This window comes from Burkholderia sp. ZZQ-2 (assembly GCF_050768715.1).
GTDB lineage: Bacteria > Pseudomonadota > Gammaproteobacteria > Burkholderiales > Burkholderiaceae > Burkholderia > Burkholderia cepacia.
This window is the reverse complement of record NZ_LDVA01000274.1, coordinates 35668-50224: the sequence shown is the minus strand read 5'-3', so window position 1 is coordinate 50224 and position 14557 is coordinate 35668. Positions and strand designations below refer to the sequence as shown.

16 protein-coding genes and 4 tRNA genes are annotated in these 14557 nt (G+C 64.3%); 12 read left to right on the top strand and 8 right to left on the bottom strand.

Going from position 1 to position 14557, the window contains the following annotated elements; all coding sequences use genetic code 11:
* Nucleotides 1-25 precede the first annotated feature (25 nt).
* Complete coding sequence (locus tag ABY44_RS21835; RefSeq protein WP_060174688.1) at nt 26-415, bottom strand: DUF2946 domain-containing protein; 390 nt, start codon at nt 413-415, stop codon at nt 26-28.
* 239 nt (nt 416-654) lie between these two features.
* On the opposite strand from ABY44_RS21835, the gene ABY44_RS21830 reads away from it, so the two are divergent.
* Both ABY44_RS21830 and ABY44_RS21825 read left to right on the top strand, forming a co-directional pair.
* Nucleotides 655-759, top strand: a complete 105-nt coding sequence (locus ABY44_RS21830; RefSeq protein WP_162269111.1) for a chorismate mutase — start codon at nt 655-657, stop codon at nt 757-759.
* 223 nt (nt 760-982) lie between these two features.
* Entirely contained in the window at nt 983-1576 is a 594-nt protein-coding gene (locus tag ABY44_RS21825; RefSeq protein ID WP_060174687.1) for a chorismate mutase, read from the top strand.
* 18 nt (nt 1577-1594) lie between these two features.
* Here the strand turns inward: ABY44_RS21825 and ABY44_RS21820 are convergent, their stop codons facing one another.
* Both ABY44_RS21820 and ABY44_RS21815 read right to left on the bottom strand, forming a co-directional pair.
* On the bottom strand, nt 1595-2734 hold the full coding sequence (locus tag ABY44_RS21820; protein ID WP_060174686.1) for an exonuclease domain-containing protein: 1140 nt from the start codon (nt 2732-2734) through the stop codon (nt 1595-1597).
* Between the two features lie 141 nt (nt 2735-2875).
* A complete protein-coding gene (locus ABY44_RS21815) occupies nt 2876-3079 on the bottom strand; it encodes a cold-shock protein (protein WP_011351289.1) in 204 nt (67 codons plus the stop codon).
* Nucleotides 3080-3477: 398 nt separating this feature from the next.
* On the opposite strand from ABY44_RS21815, the gene ABY44_RS21810 reads away from it, so the two are divergent.
* Complete coding sequence (locus ABY44_RS21810) at nt 3478-3744, top strand: hypothetical protein (RefSeq protein WP_027788099.1); 267 nt, start codon at nt 3478-3480, stop codon at nt 3742-3744.
* A 499-nt stretch (nt 3745-4243) separates the two neighbouring features.
* Nucleotides 4244-5389 (top strand): porin, encoded by a 1146-nt coding sequence (locus ABY44_RS21805; protein WP_060083963.1) that lies wholly within the window; start codon nt 4244-4246, stop codon nt 5387-5389.
* Between the two features lie 83 nt (nt 5390-5472).
* Here ABY44_RS21805 and greB read toward each other — a convergent pair whose 3' ends face one another.
* Entirely contained in the window at nt 5473-6036 is a 564-nt protein-coding gene (gene greB / locus ABY44_RS21800; RefSeq protein WP_021163929.1) for a transcription elongation factor GreB, read from the bottom strand.
* A gap of 129 nt (nt 6037-6165) precedes the next feature.
* Between greB and ABY44_RS21795 the strand changes: the two genes are divergently transcribed.
* The 3 genes from ABY44_RS21795 (at nt 6166) to ABY44_RS21785 (ending at nt 6523) form a co-directional block, all read left to right on the top strand.
* A tRNA-Arg gene (locus ABY44_RS21795) sits at nt 6166-6242 on the top strand.
* A gap of 67 nt (nt 6243-6309) precedes the next feature.
* Nucleotides 6310-6386 (top strand) — tRNA-Arg (locus tag ABY44_RS21790).
* 60 nt (nt 6387-6446) lie between these two features.
* Nucleotides 6447-6523, top strand: a tRNA-Arg gene (locus tag ABY44_RS21785).
* 187 nt (nt 6524-6710) lie between these two features.
* On the opposite strand, the gene ABY44_RS21780 is transcribed toward ABY44_RS21785, so the two are convergent.
* From ABY44_RS21780 to ABY44_RS21765, 4 genes are all read right to left on the bottom strand, one after another.
* A complete protein-coding gene (locus tag ABY44_RS21780) occupies nt 6711-9077 on the bottom strand; it encodes a RelA/SpoT family protein (protein WP_021164124.1) in 2367 nt (788 codons plus the stop codon).
* Between the two features lie 63 nt (nt 9078-9140).
* Nucleotides 9141-9344 carry a DNA-directed RNA polymerase subunit omega gene (rpoZ, locus tag ABY44_RS21775; protein ID WP_006025620.1) on the bottom strand — a complete coding sequence of 68 codons (204 nt, stop codon included), beginning with the start codon at nt 9342-9344 and terminating at the stop codon, nt 9141-9143.
* Between the two features lie 58 nt (nt 9345-9402).
* The gene (gmk, locus tag ABY44_RS21770; RefSeq protein WP_027788102.1) at nt 9403-10086 is read right to left on the bottom strand and encodes a guanylate kinase; all 684 of its coding nucleotides are present in this window, start codon (nt 10084-10086) and stop codon (nt 9403-9405) included.
* Between the two features lie 88 nt (nt 10087-10174).
* On the bottom strand, nt 10175-11098 hold the full coding sequence (locus ABY44_RS21765) for a YicC/YloC family endoribonuclease (RefSeq protein WP_059529547.1): 924 nt from the start codon (nt 11096-11098) through the stop codon (nt 10175-10177).
* A gap of 173 nt (nt 11099-11271) precedes the next feature.
* Here ABY44_RS21765 and rph point away from each other — a divergent pair, with 173 nt between their 5' ends.
* The 5 genes from rph to ABY44_RS21740 all read left to right on the top strand — a co-directional run bounded on the left by rph (nt 11272) and on the right by ABY44_RS21740 (nt 14550).
* Nucleotides 11272-12003: a ribonuclease PH gene (rph, locus tag ABY44_RS21760; protein WP_059695881.1), complete on the top strand. Its 732-nt coding sequence runs from the start codon at nt 11272-11274 to the stop codon at nt 12001-12003.
* A gap of 1 nt (nt 12004) precedes the next feature.
* Nucleotides 12005-12631: an RdgB/HAM1 family non-canonical purine NTP pyrophosphatase gene (gene rdgB, locus ABY44_RS21755; protein ID WP_021164128.1), complete on the top strand. Its 627-nt coding sequence runs from the start codon at nt 12005-12007 to the stop codon at nt 12629-12631.
* 34 nt (nt 12632-12665) lie between these two features.
* Entirely contained in the window at nt 12666-13880 is a 1215-nt protein-coding gene (gene hemW, locus ABY44_RS21750) for a radical SAM family heme chaperone HemW (RefSeq protein WP_027788106.1), read from the top strand.
* A gap of 44 nt (nt 13881-13924) precedes the next feature.
* Nucleotides 13925-14012: transfer RNA gene (locus ABY44_RS21745), tRNA-Ser, on the top strand.
* Nucleotides 14013-14154: 142 nt separating this feature from the next.
* Nucleotides 14155-14550 (top strand): hypothetical protein, encoded by a 396-nt coding sequence (locus ABY44_RS21740; protein ID WP_027788107.1) that lies wholly within the window; start codon nt 14155-14157, stop codon nt 14548-14550.
* Nucleotides 14551-14557 lie beyond the last annotated feature (7 nt).

The window sequence follows — 14557 nt, the reverse complement described above, 5'->3', positions numbered from 1 at the left end:
CACCGGGGCGCGCGGACGACATCAATCAGATCGGAGCGTTTTCAGGCGGCGCGCGGGGCTGCGCGAGACGGATACCCTTGCGGGGGCAATCGGGAATGACGGGTGCTGCCGCGCGGTAGGCGAACGTCCGCACGAAACCCGGCAGCACGGGCAGGCTCGTACCGAGCGCCACGTTCGCCGCGAAGCCGGGGCAGTACACGCAGTGCGGCACGCCGGCATGGTCGAACGACGGCGCATCGTGATCGCCTCCGGCCTGCGCGAGCACGATCTGGCGGGCGCCCGCTGCACTGCACAACTCGAGCGTGAGTTCGCCGGAGCCGCTCGAGGCGAGACGCGCATAGCCGACGACGGGCGACAGTACGTTCAGTACCAGCGCCAGCCATACGAGGCCGATCCATCGCGTCGTTCGTTTCATCGCGGTGCAGGAAAAGTGCGCGCAAGTATAACAAGCGGCCCGATTGTTGCCGATTCCGCACGACTCGATAGTCGGCATCGCAGCGCGCGTCCGAGCGCATGTGCCGTTAATACAACAGAGACAAAATCTAACGATTCGCCACTGGCATAAATCCAAGCGCGAGGATGATAATCATCGAACCTGCTGGAGAAATGACCATGGACGAAAGACCAACTCGCATGCCACCGCCGGAGCAAGTGATGAGCCCGGATCCGGAACCCGTCGGCGTGGAATTCCTCGCCGAATTGCCCGACCACGTACGGGCATTCTTCGACGAGCAGCACAAGCTGTACTCGCCGAAGTGAACGCCTGTTCGGTTCTGTAACCGCCACGTGTCGATCATCGCTATCGTGCGGTTCATCATTGCGCATGGCGCGCAACTCGCCTCGCACCCGGGCCGCAACAGCCTGACGGTGCTGGATCAGCTCGCCTGCTGATTCCTCTGTCGCGTCGCTACGCCGCGCGACTGTCTTCGTCTATCCTTCTGGTTTTCCACGTCCGGCCCGCCCGGCTCTCCCGATCGTTCCGATGAAGCAAGCCATTCGTGCCAGCGTCGCTGTCGCCGCGCTCGGCGTCGCCCTCTTTTCGTCCCCGCGCATCGCCGTTGCAGACGGCGACGACACCGCCCTTACCAACATCGTCGCACTCGCGTCGCAGCGCCTCGCGCTCGCTGAGCCGGTGGCCCGATGGAAATGGGCGAATCACAAGGCAATCGAGGACCGCCCGCGCGAAGCGGCGCTGCTCGAATCGGTCGGGAAGCGCGCGGCACAGGCCGGCGTCGATCCCGCGTTCGCGCGGACGTTCTTCGAGGATCAGATCGCGGCGAGCAAGGATGTGCAGAACGCCCTGTTCGCAACCTGGCGCACGACGCGGCCGCCGGAAGGCACGCCTCCCGATCTCGCGACCAGCACGCGCCCGGCGCTCGACCGGCTGACGCAGAAAATGCTCACGGGGCTCACGCAGGTTGCACCGCTGCGCGATGCGCCTGATTGTCAGGCGCGACTCGCCCGCAGCATCGCGAACTGGAAGACGCTCACGCGCTACGACTCCACGCAGACGCAAGCGCTCGACACCGCGTTGTCGCACATCTGCTCGGCCGGCGGCGCAAGCGCGATCGGCTGATACGGCGGTCGCGCCGGGTCAACCCGCTTGGCCCGCAGGCGTGAGTGCGGCGAGCGGAATCAGTTGCAGTCCGCGTGCGAGATGCGTCTGGAGCAGGCGGTGGGTGAAGGGTTCGAATGCGCCGGCTGCCCCGTCGGCCGCGAGCCGCGCGGCCGCGTCGAGCGATTCCGCGACGCCGAGATAGCGCCAGCCATCGATCACATGAAACAGGCGGCGCTCGCCGCTCGCCTCGAACGCAACGGCGCCTTCGAACGGCCAGGGTGCATTGTCGGTACGGGCGGTGTCGGCCGCAGGGCGCCGGTTGTACGACGGACGCAGCCCGGCGATCCATTGCGCTTCTGCGAGCATCGCCCCCAGTTCGTTACCCGTCTCGCGCCATTCAACGCGCCGTACCTGCTGCGCAAGCCGCATTTCCTTCGACGACCGACGCTCTCCCGTCAACAACGCGCGCAGCCGCTGCCGCACGCGTACGCTGCGGCCAACGTACAGTGGAGCGTCGCCCTCCCCGAACAGTGCGTACGCCCCGCACCCGGCCGGTGCGGTATCGAGCCAGGCTTCGGTCAGGTCGCCGCCCAGACGGAAGTGGCGCGTCGTGCGCGCGATCTGATCGCGCAGCCGCTCGAGCGGCACGATGTCGTGCAACTGGCGCCAGAACTGCCACAGGAGGTCGGCATCCGCCAGCGCCCGGTGGCGCGCAGCCGGCACGAGGCCGTGGCGTTCGATCAGCGCGTCGAGCCCGTGCCGCGTTTCACGCGGGAACAGCGCACGCGACAGCCGCACCGTACACAGCACGTCGGGATTGAACGCGAAACCTGCGCGCTCGAATTCGGCCCGCAGGAAACCGCGGTCGAAGCTCGCGTTGTGCGCGACGAAAAGCTTGCCGTCGAGCCGCTCGAACAAGGCCGGCGCCAGCGATGCGAACGAAGGCGCGTCGCGCACCATCTCGTCCGAAATACCCGTCAGTTGCTGGATGAACGGCGGAATCGACTGCCCCGGGTTGACGAGCGTCGTCCACGTCGACACGCCGAGCGGGCCGATTTCGACCACGCCGATTTCTGTGATGCGGTGTTCGGCGGGCGAGCCGCCGGTGGTTTCAAGGTCGACGAAAACGAGCGGCTGTTCGCTGGCCGGATCGGACGGACGGGGGAAATCGGACATGAAAAGACTGGGAAACGATGCTTCCGTGAGTATGCACCGGCATCCCTGTTCGCGGCCAGCCCGAACCGTATTGTTCCGTCCCCGGAAAATGAAAAGCCCCCGCCATGCGGGGGCCGGACGTGATCGGCAATGCGTGGCGCGTCAGACGGCCTGGATATTCGCTGCCTGCTTGCCTTTCGGCCCGACTTTCACGTCGAACGAAACACGCTGGTTTTCCTTCAGCGTCTTGAAGCCGTCCATCTTGATTTCGGAAAAGTGCGCAAACAAATCTTCACCACCATTGTCCGACGTAATAAAGCCGAAACCTTTAGCATCGTTAAACCATTTCACGATACCGGTATCCATGTCTTCGTTCCCCACTCGATTAGATCAAAGAAGCTATTTTTATAGCCGTTTCCCGAAATCCCGAAACATCGCGCCAGCAACTGCACCAGCACCAGCACGCCGCCCGAGGACGGAGTGCTGACTTTATAAATTGGACAATCCGGGTGCGTCAAGAAAATTTTTGATGATCGTTTTATCAAAATAGTGCTAATGGCATTGGAATCGGTACACCATCGCCTTTTATTAATTGATTCGAGTCAAAAACCTGTCAACATTACCGGGGTGGGAGTTCCGATAATCTCGACCACGAAATTTCTACCGGGGACAAATCGCCTCGGTAAAATCCTCGGGTTTTTTCCGGGTTGCAGAAATGCGGGGACATTGCGATGCTCATCCAATGCGGAAGGAAGGAGAAGGTCATGTGGCTGGACGGAATCAAGCGCTTCGCGAGCCGGCTTGGGCGCGTACGCCGCAAGTCCCGCGCCCTGGCAGAGTCCGCGCGCGAAGCGCCGTGCGACACCGAGTTCGATACGACCTGGCACGGCGATCACTGGCAGAACCTGCTTGCATCGCCCCTCGATGCCCGTCACTACGTGATGGAAGACTGGACATACACGCCGCCCCCGAACGAAGCCAAGGAGGCCGCGCCTGCGGCCAAGCGCAAGCGGCGCTCGTACACGCAGTAGTGCGCAGCGGCGGGGCAAAAAAAAAGCGCGACTGGGAAGTCGCGCCGACAAAGGTTTGGAGATCTTTTCCGTCAACGAAAAAGTCTGCTTCGGAAAGCAGAGATCGCAGTATAGCGAGAGAACAACCTTTCATTATCCATGCTCCACACAAACCTCTATTGCCGATGTGTCAATAATCGCGCTATGACCGCCGTCGCCTGCTGGTGATTACCTGTCGCGATCGCGCAACGTCCGTTACGCAGTCCTGAGCGCCATTTTCTTTCGCTGCATCGCCGCAAACCCTTGCTGGACAACCGTTTGCACTACCTTCGCGATCTTTGCGGATTCCAAAATACATTATTGCTTAAAGCGCGCCCCACCCCCGCTCCACGCACTCCTTACACTGCAGATGGCTTTTTGAAAAGCGCACCGCCGCTCTGCCGGACCGGCCGCAGCGTCAAGCACAACATGCCAGTCCGCAGCAGGTTCGATCGACATCATCCTGTTTGGAGACAGATCCATGAAAAAAACTCTGATCGTCACCGCGTTGTCGGGTGTATTCGTTACGGCAGCCCATGCCCAGAGCAGCGTGACGCTCTATGGCCTGATCGACGCCGGCATCACCTACACGAACAATCAGCACGGCCACAGCGCCTGGCAGGAAACGAGCGGTTCGGTCAACGGCAGCCGCTGGGGCTTGCGCGGCACCGAAGATCTCGGCGGCGGCATGAAAGCGATCTTCACGCTGGAAAATGGTTTCGGCATCAATAACGGCGCGCTGAAGCAGAACGGCCGCGAATTCGGCCGGCAAGCGTTTGTCGGTCTCGCACACAACAGCTACGGTTCGCTGACGCTGGGCCGGCAGTACGACAGCGTCGTCGACTATCTCGGGCCGCTGTCGCTGACCGGCACCCAGTACGGCGGCACGCAGTTCGCTCACCCGTTCGACAACGACAACCTGAACAACTCGTTCCGGATCAACAACTCGGTCAAGTATCAGAGCGCGAACTACGGCGGACTCAAGTTCGGTGCGTTGTACGGGTTCTCGAACTCGACGTCTTTCGCGAACAACCGCGCCTATAGTGGCGGCGTGTCGTACAGCTACCTGGGCTTCAACTTCGCCGCGGCCTACTTGCAGTTGAACAGCGATGTGAACGCGCTCGCGCAGGCCGCGACCGACCCGGGCGCGGTGACCGGCGACTGGACCTTCGCCTCGCGCGTGCAACGCACCTGGGGCGCCGGCCTGAACTACGGGTTCGGCCCGGCCACGGTCGGCTTCGTGTTCACGCAGACGCGCCTCACCGGCATCCGCGCAATCAGCGCAGGGCAGTCCGGCGTGTCCGGTGGCATCACGGGCCTCGGCGGAACCGCGCGCTTCAGCAACTACGAACTCAACGGCCGCTACGCGCTGACACCGGCGCTGTCGCTTGCCGGCTCCTACACGTACACGCAGGGCCGCCTGGCCGGCGACAAGCCGACCTGGCACCAGTTCAACCTGCAAGCCGACTATGCGCTGTCGAAGCGCACCGACGTCTACCTGCAGGGCGAGTTCCAGAAGGTCAACAACGACGGCCTCGACCTCGGCGCCAACATCAACGGGCTGGGCGCCGCGTCATCGACCAACAAGCAGATCGCGGTCACGGCCGGCATGCGCCATCGCTTCTGAGCGACCGCCACATCCGCTGCATGCCGGATGACGAAGCGCCCCGTCGGGGCGCTTTTTCTTTGCCGGACTGCACCGGGTATCGCTCAGGCGTTGTCCCGCGGCGGGTAGCGAACGTCGAGCACGTCGATCGGCTGCGGGCCGGCCGGCGTCATCAGCATGACGGTATCGCCGATCTTCGCCTTGATCAGCGCACGCGCAACCGGGGAAATCCAGCTGACGCAGCCGCGATCCAGATCGACCTCGTCGATCCCGACGATCGTGATCGTATGATCCTCGCCGTCCGGCGTCTCGTAATCGACCGTTGCACCGAAAAACACCTGGTCGACATTCTCCTGCCGGCTCGCATCGACGACTTCGGCAAGATCGAGCCGCTTCGTCAGGAAGCGGATGCGGCGATCGATCTCGCGAAGCCGTCGCTTGCCGTAGATGTAGTCGCCGTTTTCCGACCGGTCGCCGTTCGATGCGGCCCAGGACACGAGCCGCACGACCTCGGGACGCTCGACGTCGATCAGGTTCAGCAGTTCGTCCCTCAGCCGCTTGTGACCGGCCGGCGTGATGTAGTTCTTCGCGCCCGCCGGGATCGCGGGCTGGGCCTGGTCGAGATCGTCGTCGTCGCCGTCCGACTCTTTGACAAACGCCTTGTTCATGATGCAGATTCAACGTGGATGACTGATGCTCCAAGGGTACACGATGGGGGCCCCGGCAAGGTCGCGTAGAACAATTCGCGAATAAGGCTTCCCTTTTTATACAACCCTGCTATAATTTCGCTTCTGCGTGCGGCTGTAGCTCAGTTGGATAGAGTACTTGGCTACGAACCAAGGGGTCGTGGGTTCGAATCCTGCCAGCCGCGCCACTTTTTTCGAGGGCCTTCCGAACCGAAGGCCCTTTCAGTTCGAAGCAGTAGAAGTTTTGTTTTGCGTGCGGCTGTAGCTCAGTTGGATAGAGTACTTGGCTACGAACCAAGGGGTCGTGGGTTCGAATCCTGCCAGCCGCGCCACTTTTTTGGGGGCCTTCCCATCGCAGAAGGTTCCGACAGTCAAGCAGTACCGTTTTGCGTGCGGCTGTAGCTCAGTTGGATAGAGTACTTGGCTACGAACCAAGGGGTCGTGGGTTCGAATCCTGCCAGCCGCGCCACCTTAAAAGGGCTTTCCTCCGGGAAAGCCCTTTTTCTTTTCCGCCTCCCCTTCCCTTGCTCCCGACACGGCCCGGTTACAGGCACCCTTGTCCAGCCACGCCGCACGTTCGCTCTTCGTACCGCACAAATGAAAACGGCGGCCATATTGGCCGCCGTCGATCAATCGCCCGCTTGTGCTGGCAAGCGTCAATAATCCTGCCGTTCGCGCTCGATCCGCATGCCGCCGTCATGGCGCGCATGCGCGCCGTCGTCTGTCGAACGCTCGCGCATGATCCGCATCACGTCCGGATTGGTCCGCACGCGCCGCATCACGTTCGCGAGATGCACGCGGTCGCTGACCTGGATCACGAAGCGCAGCACCGTCGATTCGTGTGTCAGATCCTCGTCCATCGCGATATGCACGATGTTCGCGTCGGCCGACGTGATGTCCGCCGCCACGCGCGCAAAGATACCCTTGGTGTTCTTCACGAGCGCCTTCACCGCGACATCGAACAGGCGGCCCGGCTGCGGCGCCCATTCGACGTCGATCCAGCGGCCCGGATCGCGGCGGTGAATCCGCTGCGCCACGCGGCAATCGGTCGTATGAATCGCCATCCCCAGGCCGATGCCGATGTAGCCCATGATCGCGTCGCCCGGAATCGGCCGGCAGCACGCGGACAACTGCACGGACATCCCTTCGGTGCCGGTAATCACGACCGGCGGCGCATGGTGCGCGGGATGCCGCTCGGACTTCGGCAGATCGTCGTCCGCGTCGCGGCCGCTCATCAGCACCTCGATGCGCTTGGCCATCACCGCGGCAACGCGACGGCCGAGGCCGATGTCCGCGAAGATTTCCTGACGGCTCTTGTTGCCCGTCCACTGCACGAGCTTCTCCCACACCTCCGGCTCGACATCGGCCAGCGCGAGACCATAGCCTTTCAGGCTCTGGTCGACCAGCCGCTCGCCAAGCTGCACCGACTCGTTCAGGCGCATCGTCTTCAGGTAGTGACGGATCGCCGAACGCGCCTTGCCGGTACGCACGAAGCCGAGCCATGCGGGGTTCGGCTTCGAATACGGCGCGGTGATCACCTCGACGATGTCGCCGCTCTTCAGTTCGGTGCGCAGCGGCAGCAGCTCGTTGTTGATCTTCACGGCCACGCACTGGTTGCCGAGATCGCTGTGGATCGAATACGCGAAATCGAGCGCCGTCGCGCCGCGCGGCAGCGCCATGATCTTCGACTTCGGCGTGAACACGTAGACCGCATCGGGGAAGAGGTCGATCTTCACGTGCTCGAGGAATTCGCTCGAATCGCCGGCTTCGCTCTGGATGTCGAGCAACGACTTCAGCCACTGGTGGGCGCGCTTCTGCACGTCACTGAGATCGGCGCTGCCGTTCTTGTACAGCCAGTGCGCGGCGACGCCCGCCTCGGCAATCTCATGCATCTTGCGCGTGCGCACCTGAAACTCGATCGGTGCGCCGAACGGACCGACGAGCGTCGTGTGCAGCGACTGATAGCCGTTGATCTTCGGGATCGCGATGTAGTCCTTGAACTTGCCGGGCACGGGCTTGTACAGCGCGTGCAGCGCGCCGATGCACGTGTAGCAGTCGAGCGGGCTGTCGACTACGACGCGAAAACCGTACACGTCGAGCACCTGCGAGAACGACAGCTGCTTGTCGCGCATCTTGCGGTACACGCTGTAGATGGTCTTTTCGCGGCCGGTGATCTCGGCGTCGATCTTCGCGTCAGCCATCGCGCGCTGCGCGGCCTCGAGAATCTTGCTGATCACTTCGCGGCGGTTGCCGCGCGCCGCCTTGACGGCCTTCTCGAGCGTCGCGTAGCGATGCGGGTTGAAGTTCGCGAAGCTCATGTCCTGCAGTTCGCGATACGTGTTGTTCAACCCGAGGCGGTGCGCGATCGGCGCGTAGATATCGAGCGTCTCGCGCGCGACGCGGCGGCGCTTTTCCATCGGCACCGCGCCGAGCGTGCGCATGTTGTGCAGGCGGTCGGCGAGCTTGACGAGAATGACGCGCACGTCGCGTGCCATCGCGAGCAGCATCTTGCGGAAGTTTTCCGCCTGCGCTTCCTCGCGGCTGCGGAACTCCATCTTGTCGAGCTTCGACAGGCCGTCGACCAGTTCGGCGACCTTCGGGCCGAACCGTTCGGCCAGCTCGCTCTTGGTCACGCCCTGGTCTTCCATCACGTCGTGCAGGAGCGCAGCCATGACGGCCTGCGCGTCGAGCTTCCAGCCGGCACAGATTTCCGCGACGGCGACGGGATGGGTGATGTAGGGTTCGCCGCTCTGGCGATATTGACCGAGGTGGGCTTCGTCGCTGAAGTGGAACGCCGCCTTGACCTCTTTGATTTCTTCCGGAGCGAGATACTCGGCCAGCACGGCCGTCAGTTTCGCGATCGAAACGACGCCGTGCTTGCGCGGCTGCTCCGGTGTGGCGGTCGGCCCGAACAGATGCCGGAAGGACTGTTCGAGGACCGCGTCGATGTACTGGCGCGCAGGCGACTGGGCCGTGGCTTCGGTGGTCGAATCCGCGGAGGCGGACGATGGGGTGGTGCTCATATTCGCCTCCAGGTCGAGTCGTTGCGCGCGTGGATTACATGGCTGGAACGGGCCGGATGCGCGTTACACCGGCACCTTCTTCAGCATCTCGACGCCGACCTGGCCGGCAGCGATTTCGCGCAGCGCGACGACGGTCGGCTTGTCGCGGCTTTCGATCTTCGGCGTATGGCCTTGCGCGAGCTGCCGCGCGCGATAGGTGGCGGCGAGCGCCAGTTCGAAGCGGTTCGGGATTTGCTTCAGGCAGTCTTCGACGGTAATGCGAGCCATGTTGGTAATTCCTTCTGAATATAGTCCTTATTCTACCTTATGTCCCTCGTCCCCCGCGTCATTCCGCGTGGGGCAGATGGATGCCGAGCTCGATGAACAGCTCCGTGTGTCGCGCGTACTGCGAAGCAAAGCGCAGGCGCGTGGCGGCGACGATGCATTCGAGCTCCGCGAGCGCACGCTCGAAATTCTCGTTGATCACCACGTATTCCGCTTCCGACGCGTGCGCGATCTCGCTGCCGGCGGCGAGCAGTCGGCGCGTGATCACGTTCGGTTCGTCCTGGCCGCGCTTCTTCAGGCGCTCCTCGAGCGCGTCGAGTGACGGCGGCAGGATGAAGATGCCGACCGCATTGCGGAACTGCTTCTTCACCTGCAGCGCGCCCTGCCAGTCGATCTCGAGCAGCACGTCGTGGCCGTTCTTCATCTGCTCTTCGATCCAGACGCGCGACGTGCCGTAGTAGTTGCCGTGCACTTCCGCGCTCTCGAGGAATTCGTGCGCTGCGTGGCGCGCGCGGAAATCCTCGACCGTCGTGAAGTGATAGTGCCGGCCGTCCTGCTCGCCCGGGCGCGGCTTGCGCGTCGTGTACGAGATCGACAGGCAGATGTCGTTGTCCTTCGACAGCAGCGCATTCACGAGCGTCGACTTGCCGGCGCCCGACGGCGCGACGACCATGAACAGGTTGCCGGGATAGACGCCGCCGTGCAGCGAATGCGACGCGTGGACGTCGCGATGGGAATCGGTCATGACAGCCTCCGCCGGGCAGCCCCAAGGAGGCTGGCCGCCCCCTCGGGGGGCAGCGAACATAGTGAGCGTGGGGGTCGTTTCATCTCTGTTACTCCAGGTTTTGCACTTGCTCGCGCATCTGCTCGATCAACAGCTTGAGCGCCATCGATGCGTCGGCCAGTTCCTTCGCCGCCGCCTTCGAGCCGAGCGTGTTTGCTTCTCGATTCAGTTCCTGCATCATGAAGTCGAGACGCTTGCCGACGCGGCCGCCCTTCTCGATCACATGACGCGTTTCGTTCAGGTGCGCGGTGAGACGCGACAGCTCTTCCGCGATGTCGATCCGGATCCCGTACATCGTCACTTCCTGACGAATGCGCTCCGCGGCTTCCTCGCGCGTGACGATCGTCGCGCTGCCTTCGGGCGCCGCGATGCCGAGCGCTTCCTGCAGCCGTTCGACGATCTTCTGCTGATGCTTCGCGATCAGCTCCGGCACGAGCGGCGTGATGCGCGCGACGATCGCTTCCATCTCGGTGACGTTCGACAGCAGCATCGTCGCCAGTTGCGCGCCTTCGCGCGAACGCACGACGACGAGCTCGCCGATCGCTTCCTTGCCGCACGCGAGCACCGCGTCGCGGATCGCTTCCGCGGACACGCCGCTTTCGGCGATCACGCCGGGCCAGCGCAGGATCTCGCCCGCGCGCAGGCGGCCGACGCCCGGGAACGTGTCCAGCACCGAGCGCTCGAGTTCGGCGAGCTGGCCGAGCGCCGACTGGTTCAGCGCGCCGGCGCCGATGCTCTGCTCGCCGCGCTGCAGGTTGATGCGGATGTCGACCTTCCCGCGCGACAGCTTGTTCATCAGCATTTCGCGCAGCGCGGGTTCGCACGCGCGCACGTCGTCCGGCATCCGGAAATTCAGGTCGAGGAAGCGCGAGTTCACGGTGCGCAGTTCGACCGACACGCTGGTGCCGCCGTTACCGGTGGCCGTCGCGAGTTCGCGCGTCGCGCTCGCGTAGCCCGTCATGCTGTAGATCATGGTTCGTCTCGCCGTCTGGGTGCCCTCGCGGGCGGGGATATGTCGAGGCGCCCGGCGCATCGGAAAGCGCGGGGCGGGAAGCGCGCATTATCCCATTTTTGGGAACCACCCCGCCGGGCAAGCCCGCCGTTCGGCGCTAAAATCGGGGTTTCCTCTCGTTCCGCGATTCCCACATGACGTCCTCCGTTTCCCGCCCGAGCGGCCGCCGCGCCGACGAACTGCGCAAGGTCGCCCTCACGCGCCACTACACGAAACACGCCGAAGGCTCGGTGCTGGTCGAATTCGGCGACACCAAGGTGCTCTGCACCGCGAGCGTCTCCGAACGCGTGCCCGATTTCCTGCGCGACCGCGGGCAAGGCTGGCTGACCGCCGAATACGGCATGCTGCCGCGCGCGACGCACACGCGCAGCGACCGCGAAGCCGCACGCGGCAAGCAGACCGGCCGCACGCAGGAAATTCAGCGCCTGATCGGCCGCGCGCTGCGCGCCGTGTTCGACCTCGAGGCGCTCGGCCCGCGCACGATCCACATCGACTGCGACGTGATCCAAGCCGACGGCGGCACGCGCACGGCGAGCATCACCGGCGCGTTCGTCGCCGCACACGACGCCGTGTCGACGCTGATCGCGGCCGGCAAGCTCACGCGCTCGCCGATCACCGACCACGTCGCCGCGATCTCGGTCGGCGTGTACGAGGGCGCGCCCGTGCTCGACCTCGATTACGCGGAAGATTCGCGCTGCGACACCGACATGAACGTCGTGATGACGGGCGCCGGCGGCTTCGTCGAAGTCCAGGGCACGGCCGAAGGCGTGCCGTTCTCGCGCGCCGAGATGAACGCGCTGCTCGACCTCGCGCAAGGCGGGATCGCCGAACTCGTGCAGCTTCAGAAAGACGTGCTGGGCGCCTGACATGCCGGACGACCACACCATCGCGCCGCTGTCGCGCATCGTCCTCGCGTCGAACAACGCCGGCAAGCTGCGCGAATTCACCGCGCTGTTCTCGACGGTCGGCATCGAGATCGTCCCGCAGGGCGACCTCGCGGTGCCCGAGGCGGACGAGCCGTTCGGCACCTTCATCGAGAACGCGCTGACGAAGGCGCGTCACGCGTCGCGGCTCACCGGGCTGCCGGCGATCGCCGACGATTCGGGCCTGTGCGTGCGCGTGCTGCGCGGCGCGCCGGGCGTCTATTCGGCGCGCTATGCGCAGCGCGCGGGCCGCGACAAGGGCGATGCGGCGAACAACGCGTATCTCGTCGAGCAGCTGCGCGGCGTCGACGACCGGCGCGCATACTACTGCTGCGTGCTCGCGCTCGTGCGCCATGCCGACGACCCCGAGCCGCTGTTCGCCGAAGGGCGCTGGGCGGGCGAGATCGTCGATACCCCGCGCGGCGAGCACGGATTCGGCTATGACCCGTATTTCTATCTGCCTTCGCTCGGCGCGACGGCCGCCGAACTCGAACCGGCCGTGAAGAACACGCACAGCCACCGCGCGCTGGCGCTGAAGGCGCTGCTGGCGCGGCTCGCGGAGGAGGCATGAGCATGCCCGATACCCCTTCACTGCGGGAGGTTGCATGAGCCAGGCCGCGGAAACCGGCGCACGCGTCGTCGCGACCTTCACGTCGCCCGGCCAGGTGCGGCTCACGTCGCTGCCGCCGCTCGCGCTGTACGTGCATTTCCCGTGGTGCGTGCGCAAGTGCCCGTACTGCGATTTCAACTCGCACGAGTGGAAAGGCGAACGGTTTCCGGAAACCGAGTATCTCGACGCGCTGCGCGCCGATCTCGAGCAGGCGCTGCCGCTCGTGTGGGGCCGGCAGGTGCATACGGTGTTCATCGGCGGCGGCACGCCGAGCCTGCTGTCAGCCGCCGGCCTCGACCGGATGCTGTCCGACGTGCGCGCGCTGCTGCCGCTCGACGCCGATGCCGAGATCACGCTCGAGGCGAATCCGGGCACGTTCGAGGCCGCGAAGTTCGCGCAGTTCCGCGCGAGCGGCGTGAACCGCCTGTCGGTCGGCATCCAGAGCTTCAACGAAACGCACCTGAAAGCGCTCGGCCGGATTCACGACACCGCGCAGGCGCGCGCGGCCGTCGAGATCGCCGCGAAGAACTTCGACAACTTCAACCTCGACCTGATGTTCGCGCTGCCGAACCAGACGCTCGACGAATGCCGTACCGACATCGAAACCGCACTGTCGTACGCGCCGCCGCATCTGTCGCTGTATCACCTGACGCTCGAGCCGAATACGCTGTTCGCGAAGTTTCCGCCGGTCGTCCCCGATGACGACGCGTCGGCCGACATGCAGGAATGGATTCACGCACGTACGGCCGAGGCCGGTTACGGGCGCTACGAAGTGTCCGCGTATGCGAAGCCGAATCATCAGTGCAAGCACAACCTGAACTACTGGCGTTTCGGCGACTATCTCGGGATCGGTGCGGGCGCGCACACGAAGCTGTCGTTCCCGAACCGGATCCTGCGGCAGGCACGCTACAAGCATCCGGCGACCTTCATCGAGCAGGCGATGGCCGGCACGGCCGTGCAGGAAGAGCGTGAAGTCGGCGCGCGCGACCTGCCGTTCGAGTTCATGCTGAACACGCTGCGGCTCGTCGAGGGCTTCCCCGTGCACAGCTTCGCCGAGCGCACCGGCCTGCCGATGAGCACGATCGAGCCGGCACTGCAGGAAGCGGAACGGCGCGGGCTGATCGCACGCGATTTCGCGCAGATCGCGCCGACGCCGCTCGGCCAGCGTTTCCTCAACGACCTGCAGGAATTGTTCCTGCGCGACGATTGAGGGCATGAAGATCGCGGCATTTCGGTTACAATGCCGCCTCGTGTGGAAGCGTGGCCGAGCGGTTTAAGGCACCGGTCTTGAAAACCGGCGACGGGAAACTGTCCGTGAGTTCGAATCTCACCGCTTCCGCCAGGAAGTTTGCCAAACCCCGTCCATTCAGCGAATGACGGGGTTTTTTGTTGGTTCTCGTACGGCTTTCCCCCACGTTCCGACGCGTCCCGCCGGATGCCGTTACAATCCGGCGCTCCGATTCGCGAAACGGGAAACCCACGTCATGAAGCCCCTCATCGTCTCGTCGCTCGTCGCCTTGCTCGCGGCCGTCAGCACGCACGCGGCAGCCGACACCGCGTCCGGCAGCGACGCGCAAGCGTCGTGCGCGATCGCATACGTGTCCGGCGTCGGCGGCTCGCCGCGCGGCCTGAGCGAATACCTCGCGAGCCCGTCGCCGTACAACTACCTGAAAGACAACGACCTCCAGTGCAAGGTGGGAGACGACGGACGCACGTCGAACTGCACCGGCGTGACCTACCTGCGCAACGAACAGGTGAGCGTGTACGACGATTCCGATCCGGCGACGCTCACCGTCGTGGCACGCGTAGAGCTCGACCACGGCCAGAAATACCCGGTGATCATCGTCGTGCAGCGCAAGGACGCCCGCTGCAAACAATGATGCAGCG